Origin of the sequence: Bradyrhizobium sp. (assembly GCF_049512235.1) — a bacterium.
GTDB lineage: Bacteria > Pseudomonadota > Alphaproteobacteria > Rhizobiales > Xanthobacteraceae > Bradyrhizobium.
This window is the reverse complement of record NZ_JBEKXH010000118.1, coordinates 1-15,668: the sequence shown is the minus strand read 5'-3', so window position 1 is coordinate 15,668 and position 15,668 is coordinate 1. Positions and strand designations below refer to the sequence as shown.

Annotated in this window: 13 protein-coding genes and 1 pseudogene; 7 read left to right on the top strand and 7 right to left on the bottom strand. The window is 62.8% G+C overall.

Translation table 11 applies throughout. The features are described 5' to 3' along the window. The 4 genes from ABSG20_RS13390 to ABSG20_RS13375 form a co-directional block, all read right to left on the bottom strand. Positions 1 to 339, bottom strand: a 339-nt coding sequence (locus ABSG20_RS13390) for a KUP/HAK/KT family potassium transporter (protein WP_423864981.1), incomplete at its 3' end; no start/stop codon positions are given. A 14-nt stretch (positions 340 to 353) separates the two neighbouring features. Then, positions 354 to 1,661: an HlyC/CorC family transporter gene (locus ABSG20_RS13385; protein ID WP_423864980.1), complete on the bottom strand. Its 1,308-nt coding sequence runs from the start codon at positions 1,659 to 1,661 to the stop codon at positions 354 to 356. Positions 1,662 to 1,730: 69 nt separating this feature from the next. Next, positions 1,731 to 2,879 carry a 3-dehydroquinate synthase gene (gene aroB, locus ABSG20_RS13380; RefSeq protein WP_423864979.1) on the bottom strand — a complete coding sequence of 383 codons (1,149 nt, stop codon included), beginning with the start codon at positions 2,877 to 2,879 and terminating at the stop codon, positions 1,731 to 1,733. Beyond that, positions 2,876 to 3,517 (bottom strand): shikimate kinase, encoded by a 642-nt coding sequence (locus ABSG20_RS13375; protein WP_423864978.1) that lies wholly within the window; start codon positions 3,515 to 3,517, stop codon positions 2,876 to 2,878. Before ABSG20_RS13375 ends, aroB begins: the two co-directional genes overlap by 4 nt. A gap of 180 nt (positions 3,518 to 3,697) precedes the next feature. Here ABSG20_RS13375 and ABSG20_RS13370 point away from each other — a divergent pair, with 180 nt between their 5' ends. The 5 genes from ABSG20_RS13370 (at position 3,698) to ABSG20_RS13350 (ending at position 8,332) form a co-directional block, all read left to right on the top strand. Further along, complete coding sequence (locus ABSG20_RS13370; protein ID WP_423864977.1) at positions 3,698 to 3,844, top strand: histidine kinase; 147 nt, start codon at positions 3,698 to 3,700, stop codon at positions 3,842 to 3,844. Between the two features lie 16 nt (positions 3,845 to 3,860). Beyond that, positions 3,861 to 4,817 carry a site-specific tyrosine recombinase XerD gene (gene xerD, locus ABSG20_RS13365; RefSeq protein ID WP_423864976.1) on the top strand — a complete coding sequence of 319 codons (957 nt, stop codon included), beginning with the start codon at positions 3,861 to 3,863 and terminating at the stop codon, positions 4,815 to 4,817. Positions 4,818 to 5,036: 219 nt separating this feature from the next. Further along, positions 5,037 to 5,999, top strand: a complete 963-nt coding sequence (locus tag ABSG20_RS13360; RefSeq protein WP_423864975.1) for an acetyl-CoA carboxylase carboxyltransferase subunit alpha — start codon at positions 5,037 to 5,039, stop codon at positions 5,997 to 5,999. A gap of 260 nt (positions 6,000 to 6,259) precedes the next feature. Next, positions 6,260 to 7,690: a L,D-transpeptidase family protein gene (locus ABSG20_RS13355; protein WP_423864974.1), complete on the top strand. Its 1,431-nt coding sequence runs from the start codon at positions 6,260 to 6,262 to the stop codon at positions 7,688 to 7,690. A 309-nt stretch (positions 7,691 to 7,999) separates the two neighbouring features. Then, the gene (locus tag ABSG20_RS13350; RefSeq protein ID WP_423864973.1) at positions 8,000 to 8,332 is read left to right on the top strand and encodes a hypothetical protein; all 333 of its coding nucleotides are present in this window, start codon (positions 8,000 to 8,002) and stop codon (positions 8,330 to 8,332) included. Between the two features lie 13 nt (positions 8,333 to 8,345). Here ABSG20_RS13350 and secA read toward each other — a convergent pair whose 3' ends face one another. Beyond that, the gene (secA, locus tag ABSG20_RS13345; RefSeq protein WP_423864972.1) at positions 8,346 to 11,180 is read right to left on the bottom strand and encodes a preprotein translocase subunit SecA; all 2,835 of its coding nucleotides are present in this window, start codon (positions 11,178 to 11,180) and stop codon (positions 8,346 to 8,348) included. A 343-nt stretch (positions 11,181 to 11,523) separates the two neighbouring features. On the opposite strand from secA, the gene ABSG20_RS13340 reads away from it, so the two are divergent. Next, entirely contained in the window at positions 11,524 to 12,453 is a 930-nt protein-coding gene (locus ABSG20_RS13340) for a peptidylprolyl isomerase (protein WP_423864971.1), read from the top strand. Positions 12,454 to 12,604: 151 nt separating this feature from the next. Then, positions 12,605 to 13,846, top strand: coding sequence for a bifunctional glutamate N-acetyltransferase/amino-acid acetyltransferase ArgJ (gene argJ, locus ABSG20_RS13335; protein WP_423864970.1), 1,242 nt, complete (start codon positions 12,605 to 12,607; stop codon positions 13,844 to 13,846). Between the two features lie 53 nt (positions 13,847 to 13,899). On the opposite strand, the gene ABSG20_RS13330 is transcribed toward argJ, so the two are convergent. Together ABSG20_RS13330 and ABSG20_RS13325 are read right to left on the bottom strand one after the other, a co-directional pair. Further along, positions 13,900 to 15,219, bottom strand: a complete 1,320-nt coding sequence (locus tag ABSG20_RS13330) for a TadE/TadG family type IV pilus assembly protein (protein ID WP_423864982.1) — start codon at positions 15,217 to 15,219, stop codon at positions 13,900 to 13,902. A gap of 302 nt (positions 15,220 to 15,521) precedes the next feature. Next, positions 15,522 to 15,668, bottom strand: a pseudogene (locus ABSG20_RS13325) (pilus assembly protein); the annotation flags it as partial.

Sequence of the window (15,668 nt, the reverse complement as noted above, 5' to 3'; positions counted from 1 at the left end):
CACGCCGATCGCGATCACCAGCGGGCGGCTGCCGTGCTTGATGCCGAGCAGCGACATCAGCGCCAGGATGCCGCCCTCCCCGTCATTGTCGGCCCGCATCACCACGGCGACATATTTGATCGAAGTGGTGATCAGCAGCGTCCACACGATCAGGGACAGCATGCCGATCGCGACTTCCGGGGTGGCGCCGCCGCCCCAGTCGAGCGCCGTCTTCATGGTGTAGAGCGGGCTGGTGCCGATGTCGCCATAGACCACCCCGAGCGCGCCGAGCGCCAGCACCCCGAGACTTCCGCGCGGAGCATGCGCCCTCGGCTCGCCTGCGATTGCGATCGTGGTCATCGATAGCGCTCCGCTTAAAATGCCGTTCCCGCCCGCTTCGGCTTTTTCTCCTCGACCTCGGCCTCGCGCGGCACCGCGACGATCCGCAGCGCCGTGATGCGGTTGCGCTCGCGCCGCAGCACCCGGAACCGGAAACCGTGGAACGTGAAGCTCTGGCCGCGTTCCGGGATCGAGCGCGCCTCGTGAATGACGAGGCCGGCGACGGTGGTCGCCTCTTCGTCGGGAAGATGCCAGTCCATCGCGCGGTTGAGATCGCGGATCGGCACCGAGCCGTCGACCACCACCGAGCCGTCGGGCTGGGCGCGGACGCCGGCCACCACCACGTCGTGCTCGTCGGAAATATCGCCGACGATTTCCTCCAGAATGTCTTCCAGCGTCACCATGCCTTCGACTTCGCCGTATTCGTCGACCACCAGCGCGAAGTGGGTCTTGCGGCGGCGGAACGCCTTGAGCTGTTCTGACACCGGCCGCATCTCCGGCACGAACCATGGCGGCAGCGCGATGGTCGAGACATCGATCTTCGAGGTGTCGCCCTCGGCGGCGCGGATCGCGCGCAACAGATCCTTGGCGTGCAGCACGCCGATGATATTTTCCGGCTTGTCGTGCCACAAGGGAATCCTGGTGTATTCGGTGGCCAGCACCTCGCGCACCAGCTCCTCCGGCGGCAGATCGGCGTTGATCATAACCATTTCGGTGCGATGAACCATGACGTCGGAGACCTGCAGTTCGCGAAGGTCCAACAAGCCGCCGAACATGTCGCGGTCCTGCTTCTCGACCTTGCCTTCGTGATGCAGCAGGTCAACGGCACCGCGCAGCCGCTCGATCGGCGACAGTATCGGCTGATTGGCGCCGATCTTGATGCCGAGCATCCGCATCAGCAGCCGGACGATCGCCTCAAGGACCGTAAGCAGCGGTCCCAACAGGAATACCATCAGCCGCATCGGGCGCGCCACCACCAGCGACACCCGGTCCGGCGCATTGATGGCGATGGTCTTCGGCAGCACCTCGGCGAAAATCACCACCATCACCGTCATGACGCCGGTCGCGTAGAGCACGCCGACTTCGCCGAACCAGGCCGTAAAAATGCCGGTCGCCAACGCCGACGCGCCGATATTGGCGATGTTGTTGCCGAGCAGCAGCGCACCGATCAAGCGTTCGCGCATGGCGAACAGGCTGGAGACGACGTCGGCTTCGTGATTGCCCTGCTTCGACAGCCGCAGCATGCTCGCGCGCGAGGCGCCGGTCAGCGCGGTCTCGCTCGCCGCGAAGAACGCGGAGACCAGAAGACAGGCGATGACAATGGATAATGTAAACCAGTCCATGACGTGACGATCACTTTATCTATCGTTGCAGCATGATCTTTGCGGCAAACGAGCTTCCACGTCCTTGTATCATGCCCCGTTCGCCAGCTTGGCCTTCAGAAAATCGCGAACCAGCGAAGGTTCGACGTCGGGAGCGATCACGGCGCGGCCGACCGCCTGCAGCAGGATGAGGGTGAGCCGGCCGCGCTTGACCTTCTTGTCCTGCGCCATCAGCGCCATCAGCGCGTCGGCGTCGGCGAGGCCTTCCTGGGCAAATCCCGCGATGTCCCGCAATCGGGTCGGCAGCCCCACCGCGGCGAGGTGATGGCCTACCCGCGCCGCGTCGGAGGGCGCGATCAACCCGAGTTCGGCGGATAGTTCCGCCGCCAGCACGATGCCGACGGCAACGCCTTCGCCGTGAAACAGCCGGTCGGAAAAGCCGGTCGCGGCCTCCAGCGCGTGGCCAAAAGTATGGCCGAGATTGAGCAGCGCGCGCTCGCCGGTTTCGCGTTCGTCGCGCGCCACGATCGCGGCCTTGGCGCGGCAGGAGGTGGCGATGGCATGTTCGCGGGCCGGGCCGCCTGTGAAAATATCCGCGTGATTGGCCTGAAGCCAGGCGAAGAATGCGGCGTCGCCGAGCACGCCGTATTTGGCAATTTCGGCATAGCCGGCACGGAATTGGCGCGGCGACAGACTGTCGAGCACCGCGCTGTCCGCCACCACCAGAACCGGCTGGTGAAACGCGCCGAGCAGATTTTTGCCTCGCGGCGAATTGATGCCGGTCTTGCCGCCGACCGAGGAGTCGACCTGCGCCAGGAGCGAGGTCGGCACCTGCACGAAATCCACGCCGCGGCGCAGGATCGCGGCCGCGAAGCCGGCGAGGTCGCCGACCACGCCGCCGCCGAGTGCGACCACCAGGTCGTTGCGCTCAATCTTCGCCGCTATCAGCGCCTCACTCACCTGTTCGAGGCCGGCGTAGGTTTTGGAGCCTTCACCTTCGTCGACAATAATGCGCGAGGTGGCAACGCCGGCTGCCGACAACGAGGCCTCGGTTTTTTCCAGCCAGAATTTCGCGACCGTGCGGTCTGTGACAACAGCGGTCCGCGCCCCCGGCCGCAAGGCGGCGACCCGGCCGCCCAGCGAGCGCAGCACGTCGCGGCCGATGACAATGTCATAGGCGCGCTCGCCCAGCGCGACATCGACGATGATCGGATCGCCAGGTTTCAGGGGCTCGGTCATGGTGTAACGCTCATTTTGTCCGGCGTCGCTTTGTCGGGTGGCGCTTCGGCCCGCTCGCCGCACAGCCGGATGTGCAGGGCTTCGGTGCATTCGTCGACGATCTTTTCGTGCGGCACCTCGCGCGACAGGATCGTCAGATCGGCCTGCTGATAGATCGGCTCGCGCTCGCCGATCAGTCGCCCGACGGTCGCGGCGGGATCGGCGGTCTGCAGCAGCGGACGGTCGGCCCGGCGCTTCACCCGGCGCATGATGACATCGGCATCGGCCTTGAGCCAGATCGAAACCGCCTTGCCGCGGATCCGGCCGCGGGTGTCCTCGCGCATGAAGGCGCCGCCGCCGGTTGCGATGACCGCCGGGCCGCCGTCGAGCAGCCGGGCGATCACCCGCGCCTCGCCGTCCCTGAAATAGGGCTCGCCATAGGAGGCGAAAATCTCCGCGATCGTCATGCCGGCATGAGCCAACTCGATTTCGGCGTCGGCGTCGACAAACGGCAGCCGCAGCCGCGCCGACAGCCGCCGTCCGATGGTGGATTTGCCGGCGCCCATCATGCCGACCAGCACGACCGAGCGCGTTGCGAGTGCCGCGGTGATTTCGGCCTCCTGGGATGCGGCGGCGGCGGGAAGGGCTGTTTCAGGCATCGGCTATTGGCTCAGCCGCCGCAGGATGCGCGGCATTCCCCGCCACCTATACTACCCCCGTCGATGCGGTTGCCAGAGACTCTTGCAACGGATTGGCGAACATGTTGGTAGTCGGAGGCGGCCACTCCCGATGATTTCAATGGTTTAGTCCCGGTTTAGTCCCCGCCTTTAGGCTCCTGAATGCCCAGCCTGTTTCGCTTTCTGACAGTCGTGGCGGTGATCTGTGGCATCGTCTATGGCGTGATTTTCGCACTTGCGAATTTCGTTAACCCGAAGCCGCGGGAAATTAGCATTACGATACCCCCCGACAGGTTTCTCAAGAAATAGGCGTTAGGGTAGGCGGATGCGGTCCAATGCCTCAGATGCCAGACTGATCGATCTGTTTCTCGACATGCTCGCGGCGGAACAGGGCGCAGGCGACAATACGCTGCAAGCCTATCGCCGTGATCTTGCGGATCTTTCCCAGTTTCTGGCGCGCGGCGGCGGCAGCTTTGCCGGAGCCGAAACCCAACAGCTGCGCGACTATCTCGCCGATCTCGACGCCCGCGGCTTCAAGTCGTCGAGCGTGGCGCGCCGGCTGTCGGCGATGCGGCATCTGTTCCGCTTCCTGCTCAATGAGCAGATCAGAAGCGATGATCCGGCAGCGATCCTGTCCGGGCCGAAGCGCGGCCGGCCCTTACCGAAGGTGTTGTCGATTGCCGACGTCGATCGTCTGCTTTCGCGTGCGAAAACCCTGGGCGAAGCCTCGCAGCCGTCTACTTCGCAGCAGCTTCGCGCGATGCGGCTCTATTGTCTGCTGGAAGTGCTCTACGCCACCGGACTTCGGGTTTCCGAGCTGGTTTCGCTGCCACGCTCGGCGGCGCGGCGCGACGCCCGCATGATCGAGGTGCGCGGCAAGGGCGGCAAGGAACGGCTGGTGCCGTTGAACGAAGCATCACGACAGGCGATGGCCGACTACCTGGCGGCGCTGGAAAATGCGACGACCGAGAACGAGAAGGGCGCTGCCATCTCGAAATGGCTGTTTCCCTCCTTCGGCGAGAGCGGGCACCTGACGCGGCAGCATTTCGCGCGCGAGCTGAAGGAGCTTTCAGCATCCGCCGGTCTGGCGCCGCGGCTGGTCAGCCCGCATGTTCTGCGCCACGCCTTTGCCAGCCATCTGCTGCACAACGGCGCCGACCTGCGCGTCGTGCAGACGCTGCTTGGCCACACCGATATCTCGACCACGCAGATCTATACCCATGTGATCGAGGAGCGACTGAAGAGCCTGGTGCGCGACCTGCATCCCCTGGCCGAGCCATAGGAAAGGGCGGGGACGGCGCATTTGTGCCATGCGTCTTGACTTCGACGGCGTCTGCCGTGAAAGAGCGCTTTCCCGCCTGTAACCCCGCCGGCGCGCGGTCGGCCGATCGGGTCGGTTTGTATCGATGCCCGCTAACCCTAAGTCATTGAATATGCGTGCTTTGTTAGCAGGAACCGAAGCCGCTTCGCTGTCCTGCGCCATCGTCCCTATATTAATTTGATGCCGGATCCCATGCGCTCTTATCTCGATTTCGAAAAGCCGGTCGCCGAACTCGAAGCCAAGGTCGACGAGTTGCGGGCGCTGGCGGCTTCCGGTAGCGACATCGGTGACGAGGTTGCGCGGATCGAGGACAAGGCCGCGCAGGCGCTGAGCGATCTCTACGCCAATCTGACGCCGTGGCAGAAAACCCTGGTGGCGCGCCACTCGCAGCGCCCGCATTTCACCGATTTCACCCAGGCGCTGATCACCGAGTTCACGCCGCTGGCGGGAGACCGCAAGTTCGGCGAGGACGAAGCGCTGATCGGTGGATTCGGGCGCTTTCGCGGCGAGAGCATTTGTGTGATCGGCCAGGAAAAGGGCGCCACCACCGATTCCCGGATCAAGCATAATTTCGGCATGGCGCGCCCCGAGGGCTACCGCAAGGCGGTTCGGCTGATGGAAATGGCCGATCGGTTCGGCATCCCGGTGCTGTCGATCGTCGACTCCGCCGGCGCCTATCCTGGTATAGGTGCCGAAGAACGCGGCCAGGCCGAGGCGATTGCGCGCTCGACCGATGCCTGCCTGTCGCTCGGCGTTCCCAATGTCGCGATCGTCACTGGCGAAGGCATGTCGGGCGGTGCGATCGCGATCACCACGGCGAACCGCGTGCTGATGTTCGAGCACGCGATTTACAGCGTGATCTCGCCGGAGGCGGCGTCCTCGATCCTGTGGCGCGACGGCAGCAAGGCCCAGGAAGCTGCCACCAGTATGAAAATCACCGCGCAGGACATGTTGCGGTTCGGCGTGATCGACGCCATTCTGAAGGAGCCGGCCGGGGGCGCGCATCGCGATCCCGACGCCATGATCGCCCTCACCGGCGATGCCATCGCGCAGGCCCTGGACGAACTGCGCGGCCTTGATCCCGACGCCGTGCGCAAGCAGCGGCGCCAGAAATTCCTAGATATCGGCCGAAAACTGGGCTGAATCCCTTATTTTCAACGAAAATAGCCGCCAAACGAGCCGGGAACGCCTGCTTGTCCCGGCGCGAAAATCTTACGTTTAGCCCCAATTAGGCCCAGACATCGAGATTTAATGTCTGTTGACCAAGACTGTTGAAATTCCGGCCGCTGCGCCGACCGGCTTGCGACCGGGCAGCCCAAAGGATACAATTTTAGCCAATGGCTTCAGGGCTTGGATGCCATGATCGGGGTGCGAAGATTGCCCATCGGGTGCGGAGTTTGGCATTGATGCATCGCTCGCTGGTTCGCGCGCTTGTCACGTCAGTCGCGCTCGCGGCGGGTCTGGTGCTGGCCGGCTGCAACTCTGATGAAATGACGCTTGCGACCAACGCCAAGGCCAACCAGCCGGTGCCGCCCAGACTGGTGGCTGATATGGCTGAGAAGGATATGGATCTGCAGTCGCCGATCCTGGTCCGGCTGTTCAAACAGGAGGCCGAGCTCGAGGTCTGGAAGCAGAACCGTTCCGGCCGTTTTGACCTCCTGAAAACCTATCCGATTTGCCGCTGGTCGGGAGACCTCGGACCCAAGGTTCGCGAAGGCGATCGCCAGGCCCCGGAGGGCTTCTATTCCATTACACCTGCGCAGATGAATCCGCAGTCGGCCTATTATCTTTCATTCAACACCGGTTACCCCAACGCCTACGACAAGGCGCTGGGACATACCGGCTCGGAGCTGATGGTGCATGGCGACTGCTCGTCGCGCGGCTGCTACGCCATGACCGATGAACAAATTGCGGAAATCTATTCGTTGGGCCGGGAATCCTTCTTTGGCGGCCAGCGCGCATTTCAGTTCCAGGCCTATCCGTTCCGGATGACGCCGCTGAACATGGCAAAACACCGCAACAATCCGAACATGCCGTTCTGGAAGATGATCAAGGAAGGCTATGATCATTTCGATGTGACTCGGCAGGAGCCGAAGGTCGATTTTTGCGAGAAAAAATATGTCTTCGACGCCGCCAAAGCCCCCGATGCCAAGAAGGATCCGGTATTCAACGCGGCGGCGAAATGCCCTGTTTATGTGATTCCGGATGAAGTCGCCGATGCCGTACGCGAAAAACAGCAGGCAGATCAAGTCGAGATCGCCAAATTAATCGAAAAGGGAACGCCGGTCGCGCGGATCAACAGCGGCATCGATGGCGGCATGAATAGAGTGTTCGCCGCCAGGATTCCTGACGGCAATACCGGCTTGTCGGATGGCGGCGGCGCTCAGGGGCTGTCGCTCGCGATGTCCCGCGCCCCCGGCACGATACCGGCGACGGTCAATCCGCCGCACGGGCCGGTAACATCCCCCGAAGAGCCGCTAGCGGCCTCGATCGGGCCGTCCCAGGCTCCGGCGACGCGGGTCGCGTCAGCGGCGCCGAATGAACCATCCGAAGGCCTCTTCAGCATTCTCGCCCGCAAGGTCGGCCTCACCAGCGGCGCTGCGGAGGCAACCGCAAGCGCGCCGCCGCCGGTCGTCCCGGCAAAACCGAAGGTCGTCGAAGCCAAGCGGCGCCCGCCTTTGAAGCCTGCGATCCCGGCCCCAGCGGCCCCGGCGGAAACCGCCGCCTCCGACACGGCTGCGGCTGCAGCCCCCACCAAAGACGGCTTGGTCGCCGGCGCGCAGCCGATCGTGCAGGCCAATTCGTTCGAGAGCCGCTTCTCGGCGGTGAAGTAAGCCCGGCGCGAGCACAAGCCCGGTATCCAGGGTATTTTCAGTTCGGTGGCTCCATCCTTCGCGACGCATCGCGGAGACTGTCAGCGGGCGCGCGTTCGCGGGACCCGTTGGCGATGTTCCCGGGATGAGGTCTTGGCCCAATTTGCGCGGCTGGTCCCTCGTAGTGAGGAGCCCGCCGTAGCCCCGTTGGGTGACGGCGCGTCGTCTCGAACCGTAAGGCCAGGGGACAGCGGCAAGAGAGAACTGTTTCTCGCCTTTGCGAGCGAGCGATACTCTTCATCGAGAGCACATGCTGAGCAGGAGAACAACATGTTGCGGTGGTTCGCAGGAGCGATGATTTTTGCCGTCGTCACTTCATCCGAGACGTTTTCTCAGCAGTCGCTCCAGCAACTGGAAAGCATGGACCAGTTTGGGCAAGCGCTGGCGGCTGTCGATCAGATCAAGCGCCAGAAGAAGTTCGAATGCGTTCTAGCCATCGGAAACCGCGCGCTCTGCGACTGTCTCGCGCGGAAGCTTCCCGTCGACACCCACTTTCGCAGCTACGCTTTGATCGTCAATCAAGAACAGCGGGGGCCGGAGTACGGAAGATTGTCGGCTGCGGATAGGAACATTGTGGACCAATGCGTAACCGGCCCTGGATAACCTCTACGCGGCCTCACGCATGCTTGCCGTGGCAGTGCTTGTATTTTTTACCGGAGCCGCAGGGGCAATCCTCATTGCGGCCGACCTTGCCCCAGCTCGCCGGGCTTTTGGGGTCCCGGGCAGGGGTCGCCGACGGCACCAGCGAGGCGCTGGCGAAGGCGAGCTCATCCTCGCCGGTGTTCGGATCGAATTTGTGGGCTTCCATGACCGGCAGCACGGGCGCCTGTTCTTCCGGCGGCACGATCTCGACGCGCATCAATTGCGCCGTCACGGCCTCGCGCAAATGCGCGATCATCGCCTCGAACAGGCTGAAGGCCTCCGACTTGTATTCCTGCAGCGGATCGCGCTGGCCGTAGCCGCGCAGGCCGATCACCTGGCGCAGATGATCGAGCATGATCAGATGCTCGCGCCAGAGGTGATCCAGCGTCTGCAACAGGATGGTCTTCTCGACGTAACGCATTACGTCCGGGCCCCATTGCGCGACCTTGGCTGCCATGTACTCATCGACGCGTTGCTCGATACGCGACAGCAATTCCTCGTCGCCGATGCCCTCTTCCTTGGCCCATTGATCAACCGGCAGATCGATGTCGAGCACCCGCTTCAGTTCATCCTTGAGGCCGGCGACATCCCACTGCTCGGCATAGGCGTGTTCAGGGACGTGCTTGGTGACGACATCCTCGACGAAGGCGTGGCGCATGTCGGCGACGGTCTCGGCGACGCTTTGATCCTTCATCAGATCGACGCGCTGGTCGAAGATCACCTTGCGCTGGTCGTTCTGGACGTTGTCGAATTTCAGGAGGTTCTTGCGGATGTCGAAGTTGCGGGCCTCGACCTTCTGCTGCGCCTTCTCCAGCGCCTTGTTGATCCAGGGATGGATGATGGCTTCGCCTTCCTTGAGCCCGAGCCGGGTCAGCATGCTGTCGAGCCGGTCGGATCCGAAAATCCGCATCAGGTCGTCTTCCAGCGACAGGAAGAATTTCGAGCGCCCGGGATCGCCCTGGCGCCCCGACCTGCCGCGCAGCTGATTGTCGATGCGGCGCGATTCATGGCGTTCGGAGCCGATGATGTAGAGCCCGCCGGGTTTTGTTGCCGTCTTCGCCGGCTTGCTGCCTTTGGCGGGTTCGACCTCGACGACTTCTTCCGCCTTCAGCACGATGTCGCGGAAACGTTCAACGTCGGCCTTGATCCGCTCGATCTTGGCAGCCCTCTCGGCCTCGTCGGCAATGCCCGCGGCCTCATGCAGGATACGCATTTCGAGCGAGCCTCCGAGCTTGATGTCGGTGCCGCGGCCGGCCATGTTGGTCGCAATCGTGACCGCGCCCGGCACGCCGGCTTCCGCCACGATGTAGGCTTCCTGCTCGTGGAAGCGCGCGTTCAGAACCGCGAACAGTTTGGCCGGCTTGCCGGCGCGGGCCGCGGCGTACAACTTCTCCATCGCTTTTTCGTTGCCGAAATCGATCTGCTTGTAGCCGTGGGCTTTGAGGTATTCGGCAAGCACTTCGGATTTCTCGATCGAGGCAGTGCCGACCAGGACCGGCTGCAGCCTGGCGTTGGCGCGCTCCACCTCGGCCAGGATCGCGGCGTATTTCTCGGTCTGGGTGCGATAGACCTCGTCGTCCTCGTCGAGCCGGGCCACCGTCACATTGGTCGGGATTTCCACGACCTCGAGCTTGTAGATGTCGAACAATTCGTCGGCTTCGGTCGCGGCGGTGCCGGTCATGCCGGCGAGCTTGTCGTACATCCGGAAGTAATTCTGGAACGTGATCGAGGCGAGCGTCTGGTTTTCCGGCTGCACCTGAACATGTTCCTTGGCTTCCAGCGCCTGATGCAGGCCTTCCGAATAGCGCCGGCCCGGCATCATGCGGCCGGTGAATTCATCGATGATGATAACCTCGTCGTCGCGGACGATGTAGTCCTTGTCACGCGTGAACAGCGAATGTGCGCGTAGCGCCTGATTGATGTGGTGAACGACCGAGACGTTCTCGACGTCGTAGAGCGACTCGCCCTTCAATTGACCGGCGTCACGCAACAACGTCTCGATCTTTTCCATTCCGGCTTCGGTCAGCGTCACGGTGCGCTGCTTCTCGTCGACCTCGTAATCGGTCTTGTCGAGCTTGGGAAAAAAGGTGTCGATGGTGTTGTAGAACTCCGAGCGGTCGTCGAGCGGGCCGGAGATGATCAGGGGCGTCCGCGCCTCGTCGATCAGGATCGAGTCGACTTCGTCGACGATGGCATAGAAGTGGCCGCGCTGGACCATGTCCTCGAGCCGGTACTTCATATTGTCGCGCAGGTAATCGAAGCCATATTCGTTGTTGGTGCCGTAGGTGATGTCGCGCGCATAGGCCTGCTTGCGCTCGGCGTCGTCGAGGCCATGGACGATGACGCCGACGCTGAGGCCCAGAAAGTTGTAGATCTGCCCCATCCATTCGGAGTCGCGGCGGGCCAGGTAATCGTTGACGGTGACGACGTGAACGCCCTTGCCGGCCAGCGCGTTGAGGTAAACCGAAAGCGTCGCGACCAGCGTCTTGCCTTCGCCGGTCTTCATCTCGGCGATGTCACCTTCGTGCAGCACCATGCCGCCGATCAGCTGGACGTCGAAATGGCGCTGGCCGAGCGTGCGCTTGGCCGCCTCGCGAACGGTGGCGAAGGCAGGAACCAGAATGTCGTCCAGCGTCTTGCCGGAGGCGAGCTGGTTTTTGAAATCGGCGGTGCGCGCCTTGAGAGCCTCATCGGTGAGCGCCGCGATTTCCGGTTCCAGCGCGTTAATGGCGTCGACGCGGGACTGATATCCCTTGATCCGCCGGTCATTGGCGGAACCGAAAAACTTGCGGGCGAGCGCGCCGATCATGCCAAATTCCTGTTTTTTCGGTTCTGCGTTGCAGCCGTGACGAGGTACCCAAATTGCCTATCAACTCATCGTGACGCGTCGCGGAGCTGGCCCGGTTCCGGGAAGCTCCGCCAAATGAGTGGGAATTCAGCAACCCAGGGTTCAACGGCCAAAAACACAGCAAAATGCGCGCTATCGCCATAGCCCTGGTTCGGCAGAGATATGGCTGGGCCAGAGCCTTGTCAACGGCGCCAAGCTGTCAAGGAATTCATGATTTCGACAGACTTTTCGCGTTGCCAACGGCACATGATTGGGCGAGTGTCCCGCCGCCCCAAACACCCCCCATCTTGGATAAGGATTTTCCATGACCACCTCGTTCCCGGTAACGAAAACCGGCCCACGCCTTGGCCTCGCCGCCGCCACGGGCTGTCTTGCCGTTGCGCTTTCCATGGCCCTTTTCGCCGGCCTCCCGGTCCGGGCCGAAGACGCCAACCCGGTGCTCGCGAAGGTTAACGGTGCCGAAATCCGCCAAAGCGATGTTGCGCTCGCCGAGGAGGAACTCGGGCCGAGCCTGGCGCAGATGGACCCGGCTGCCAAGAAGGACAACGTATTGTCGTTCCTGATCGACATGAAAATCGTCGCCAAGGCCGCCGAGGACAAGAAAATCGAAAATAACGAGGACTTCAAAAAGCGGCTGGCGTTTACGCGCAGCCGGCTCTTGATGGACAGCCTGCTGGCGAGCGAAGGCAAGGCCGCTACCACCGACGAGGCCATGAAGAAGGTCTATGAGGACGCTTCCAAGCAAATAACGGGCGAACAGGAAGTCCATGCCCGGCATATCCTGGTCGAGACCGAGGACGAGGCCAAGGCGATCGAGGAAGAGCTCAAGAAGGGTGCGGACTTCGCCGAACTCGCCAAGAAGAAATCCAAGGATCCCGGCGCCTCCGATGGCGGCGATCTCGGGTTCTTCACCAAGGACCAGATGGTGCCGGAGTTCTCCGCCGTTGCTTTCGCGCTCGAGCCGGGCAAGATATCGGACCCGGTGAAGTCGCAGTTCGGCTGGCACATCATCAAGGTCGAGGAAAAGCGCAATCGCAAGGCGCCCGATTTCGAGCAGGTCAAGAGCCAGATCGAGACCTATGTGACGCGCAAGGCGCAGGCCGATTACGTGGCCAAGCTGCGCGAAACCGCGAAGGTCGAGCGCATGGATCAGGCCGCCGACACGGCGGCGAAGACCGACGCCAAGCCGGACCCGGCCCCTGCCGATGCCAAAATGGCGCCGCCGAAGAAGTAAAATTCGCTGTCACTTCTTCGAAGCCAATAGTATTTACCGTCATCATGGCCGGGCCTGTCCCGGCCATCTTCGTCTTTGGTCTCGCACAGTGAGGATGGCCGGGGCAGGCCCGGTCATGACGGATCATTTCTGACGTTTTCGGATTTTACCCATGTCCTCAGCCGTCTCCCCGCTTGCCCCGACCGACGTTCCCGCCATGCCCGCGATCCCCGGCGTCAAGCTCGCGACGGCGGCCGCGGGCATCCGCTACCAGGGCCGCACCGACGTGCTCTTGGCCATGATGGACAAGGGAACGGCCGTCGCCGGCGTCTTCACCCAATCCAAATGCTCGTCAGCGCCGGTGGAATGGTGCCGCGCCAAACTGAAGAGCGGTGTGGCCCGCGCGCTGGTGGTGAATTCCGGGAACGCCAACGCCTTTACCGGCAAGACCGGGCGGCAAGCCACTACGTTGACGGCCTCGATCGCCGCCAGGGCGGTCGCGTGCAGCCCCCATGAGGTGTTTCTCGCCTCCACCGGCGTGATCGGCGAACCGCTCGACGCCACCAAATTTGACGGCGTGCTCGGCACGCTGGCGGAGCAAGCCGCGCCGGATCAATGGATGGATGCCGCAAAGGCCATCATGACTACCGACACTTTCGCGAAGGTCGCGACCGCGACGGTGAAGCTCGGCAAGGCCAAGGTCTCCATCAACGGTATGGCCAAGGGCGCCGGCATGATCGCGCCTGACATGGCGACCATGCTGGCCTTCGTATTCACCGACGCGCCGATAGCCGCGGGCGCGCTGCAATCGCTGCTCAGAAGCGGCGTCGAAGATACCTTCAATGCCGTCACCATCGACGGCGACACCTCGACGTCCGATACCTTGCTTGCCTTTGCCACAGGCGCTGCCGCCGCCAGCGGCGCGCCGAGAATCAGCCGTGCCTCCGACCCCCGCCTGAAGGCCTTTGCAAAAGCCTTCCGCGCCGTGCTCGGCGATCTCGCCGAGCAGGTGGCCCGCGACGGCGAGGGCGCCCGCAAACTGGTCGAGATCATTGTCGATGGCGCGACGTCGAAAGCCTCGGCGCGCCGGATCGCGATGTCGGTGGCGAATTCGCCGCTGGTGAAGACCGCAATCGCCGGCGAGGATGCCAATTGGGGCCGGGTGGTGATGGCGGTCGGCAAGGCCGGCGAGCCCGCCGACCGCGACAGGCTTTCGATCTCGTTCAACGGTATCCGCGTCGCCAGAAGCGGCGCGCGCGATCCATCCTATGACGAGGCCGAAGTCTCGGCGGCGATGAAGCATCCGAAAATCCAGATCAAAATCGGGCTCGGCCTCGGCAAGGGCCGCGACCGCGTGCTGACCTGCGATCTCACCAAGGAATACGTCGCGATCAACGGCGATTACCGGTCGTAAGCCCGGCGCCACCGTCCGGCCCATTGGCACTTATGGAGCCATCGGCTGCCGGACTACTGGCTGATGCGGGCGTCGGCGACCGCCTTCTGAAACAGCGCGTTCATCGCCTGCGAAATGCCCTGCGTCGGGCTGACTTCGAAATACAATCCCGGTGAGGCGCAACTGGCCATGTCGAGCGCAATCTCGCTGTTCAAAGAGGGGCCGTACGGACCAACGTTGAACGGCGCGACCCATGTGTTGTACCAGGCGTTGGTCGGCAGCGCCAAATAGGTGGTGTAGAGCACGGCAATCTTGATGCCGCGGTTCTTCAGGGTGGTGCATAGTGCGGGATTGATCGGTGACTGGCAGCGTCCAGCGGTCGTAGGTTTGAGGCAGCTGGTGTTATATTCGTCGGCGACGCCATCGGAAACAAAGAACAGGTATTTTTCCGGCGCAGCGGTTGTCCCGGTTCCGGGCGTGCTGATCAGGGTGTTGATCGCGGGAAAAATGCCGGTGAAGCCGGTGTCCTGATCCTGGTTATCGTTCTGACCGTTGACGGTCATCAAGGCGATGTTTCCGGCCGCGGTCTTGGCGCTGCTCAGACTCGACGAGAGTGGGAACACGGCTTGCAACCCCTGGGTATCGGAGGAGGTGCCGAAATCGTAGATCGCCATCCGGAACTGGTTCGAAAAGGTCTCGGTCGCGGCCGCGGTATCCATCAGTTGCTGGGTCGCAGAACTCAGCACGTCGATCCGCGTCGTCACACCGAGGGATTTTGCGAGGTTATAGTAGTTGTTGGGGTTATTGAGGTCATGACAGGCGAAGGCGCACTGGTCGGATGTGTTGTTGACCATGGTGCTGACATCGGCCGGGGTCGCGCCGACGCCCATCGAGGGCGAGTTGTCCAGCAGCAGGTAAAAGTCGATGTACAGCGGGATGTTGGCGGTTGAGGTCGAACTGCCGGTAACGGTCATGCTGCTGCGGCCGACCACGCCGAGAAATGCCGTCGACACGTTGGCGGAGAATTGAACGGTCGCGGTGACGGTGCCGTTGGACTTCACCACCATTGGCGTCACGCTGTTGAGCGTGTAGCCGGTCGCGCCAGCCATATAGCCATTGAAGATGTTGATTGCGTCCGCTCCGCCAGCGGGGATCGCTCCGTCCACCGTCATCGAACCTGCCTGGATAAAGGCGGGCGATGCTCTTGCGATCGATCCGACGCTGGCGGCGTCGGCCGCCGCCTGCAACTTGATGCTGAGTTGCGTCGCTCTGGAGTAATCGATCGCGCAGCCGATGGCGGATACCAGCGGGATACAGGCGATCGCGAACAGCACGGCAATATTGCCACGCTGGTCGCGGCGGAAATCTTTGATCAGGCGGAACATGATGCGCATGGCCCGCATGATGTGTTTCTTAACGGTTGCAATCCGGTAAACGCGCCGCGCCCGTCTCTCGGTTAGAGCTTACATCGCCCTTACACCGATCATCGAAATACGCGCCAAATTTGATCAATGACGCCGCTTCCGAACGGTGCGAGGTCTTGCCGAGGCCGGCCTTTCAATGCTTCGGCGTGCCTGCCGCTCTATCAAAGTCACTCTCGCGTGCAGAGCTGCGGCCTCATCAACGAATATGGCGGTCGACGTCGATCATACCGCGTGAGGCCGGCGCAGCCGCTGAGACCGGCTGCGCCGGCCGGTCATTTGCTGATACGCGCGTCGGCAAGCACCTTCTGAAACAGCGCACCCATCGCCTCCGAAATGCCCTGCGTCGGGCTGACTTCAAAATAATAACCGGTGGTGGCGCAGGCCTGCATGTTCTGCGCGATCTGACTGTTCGGGGAGGG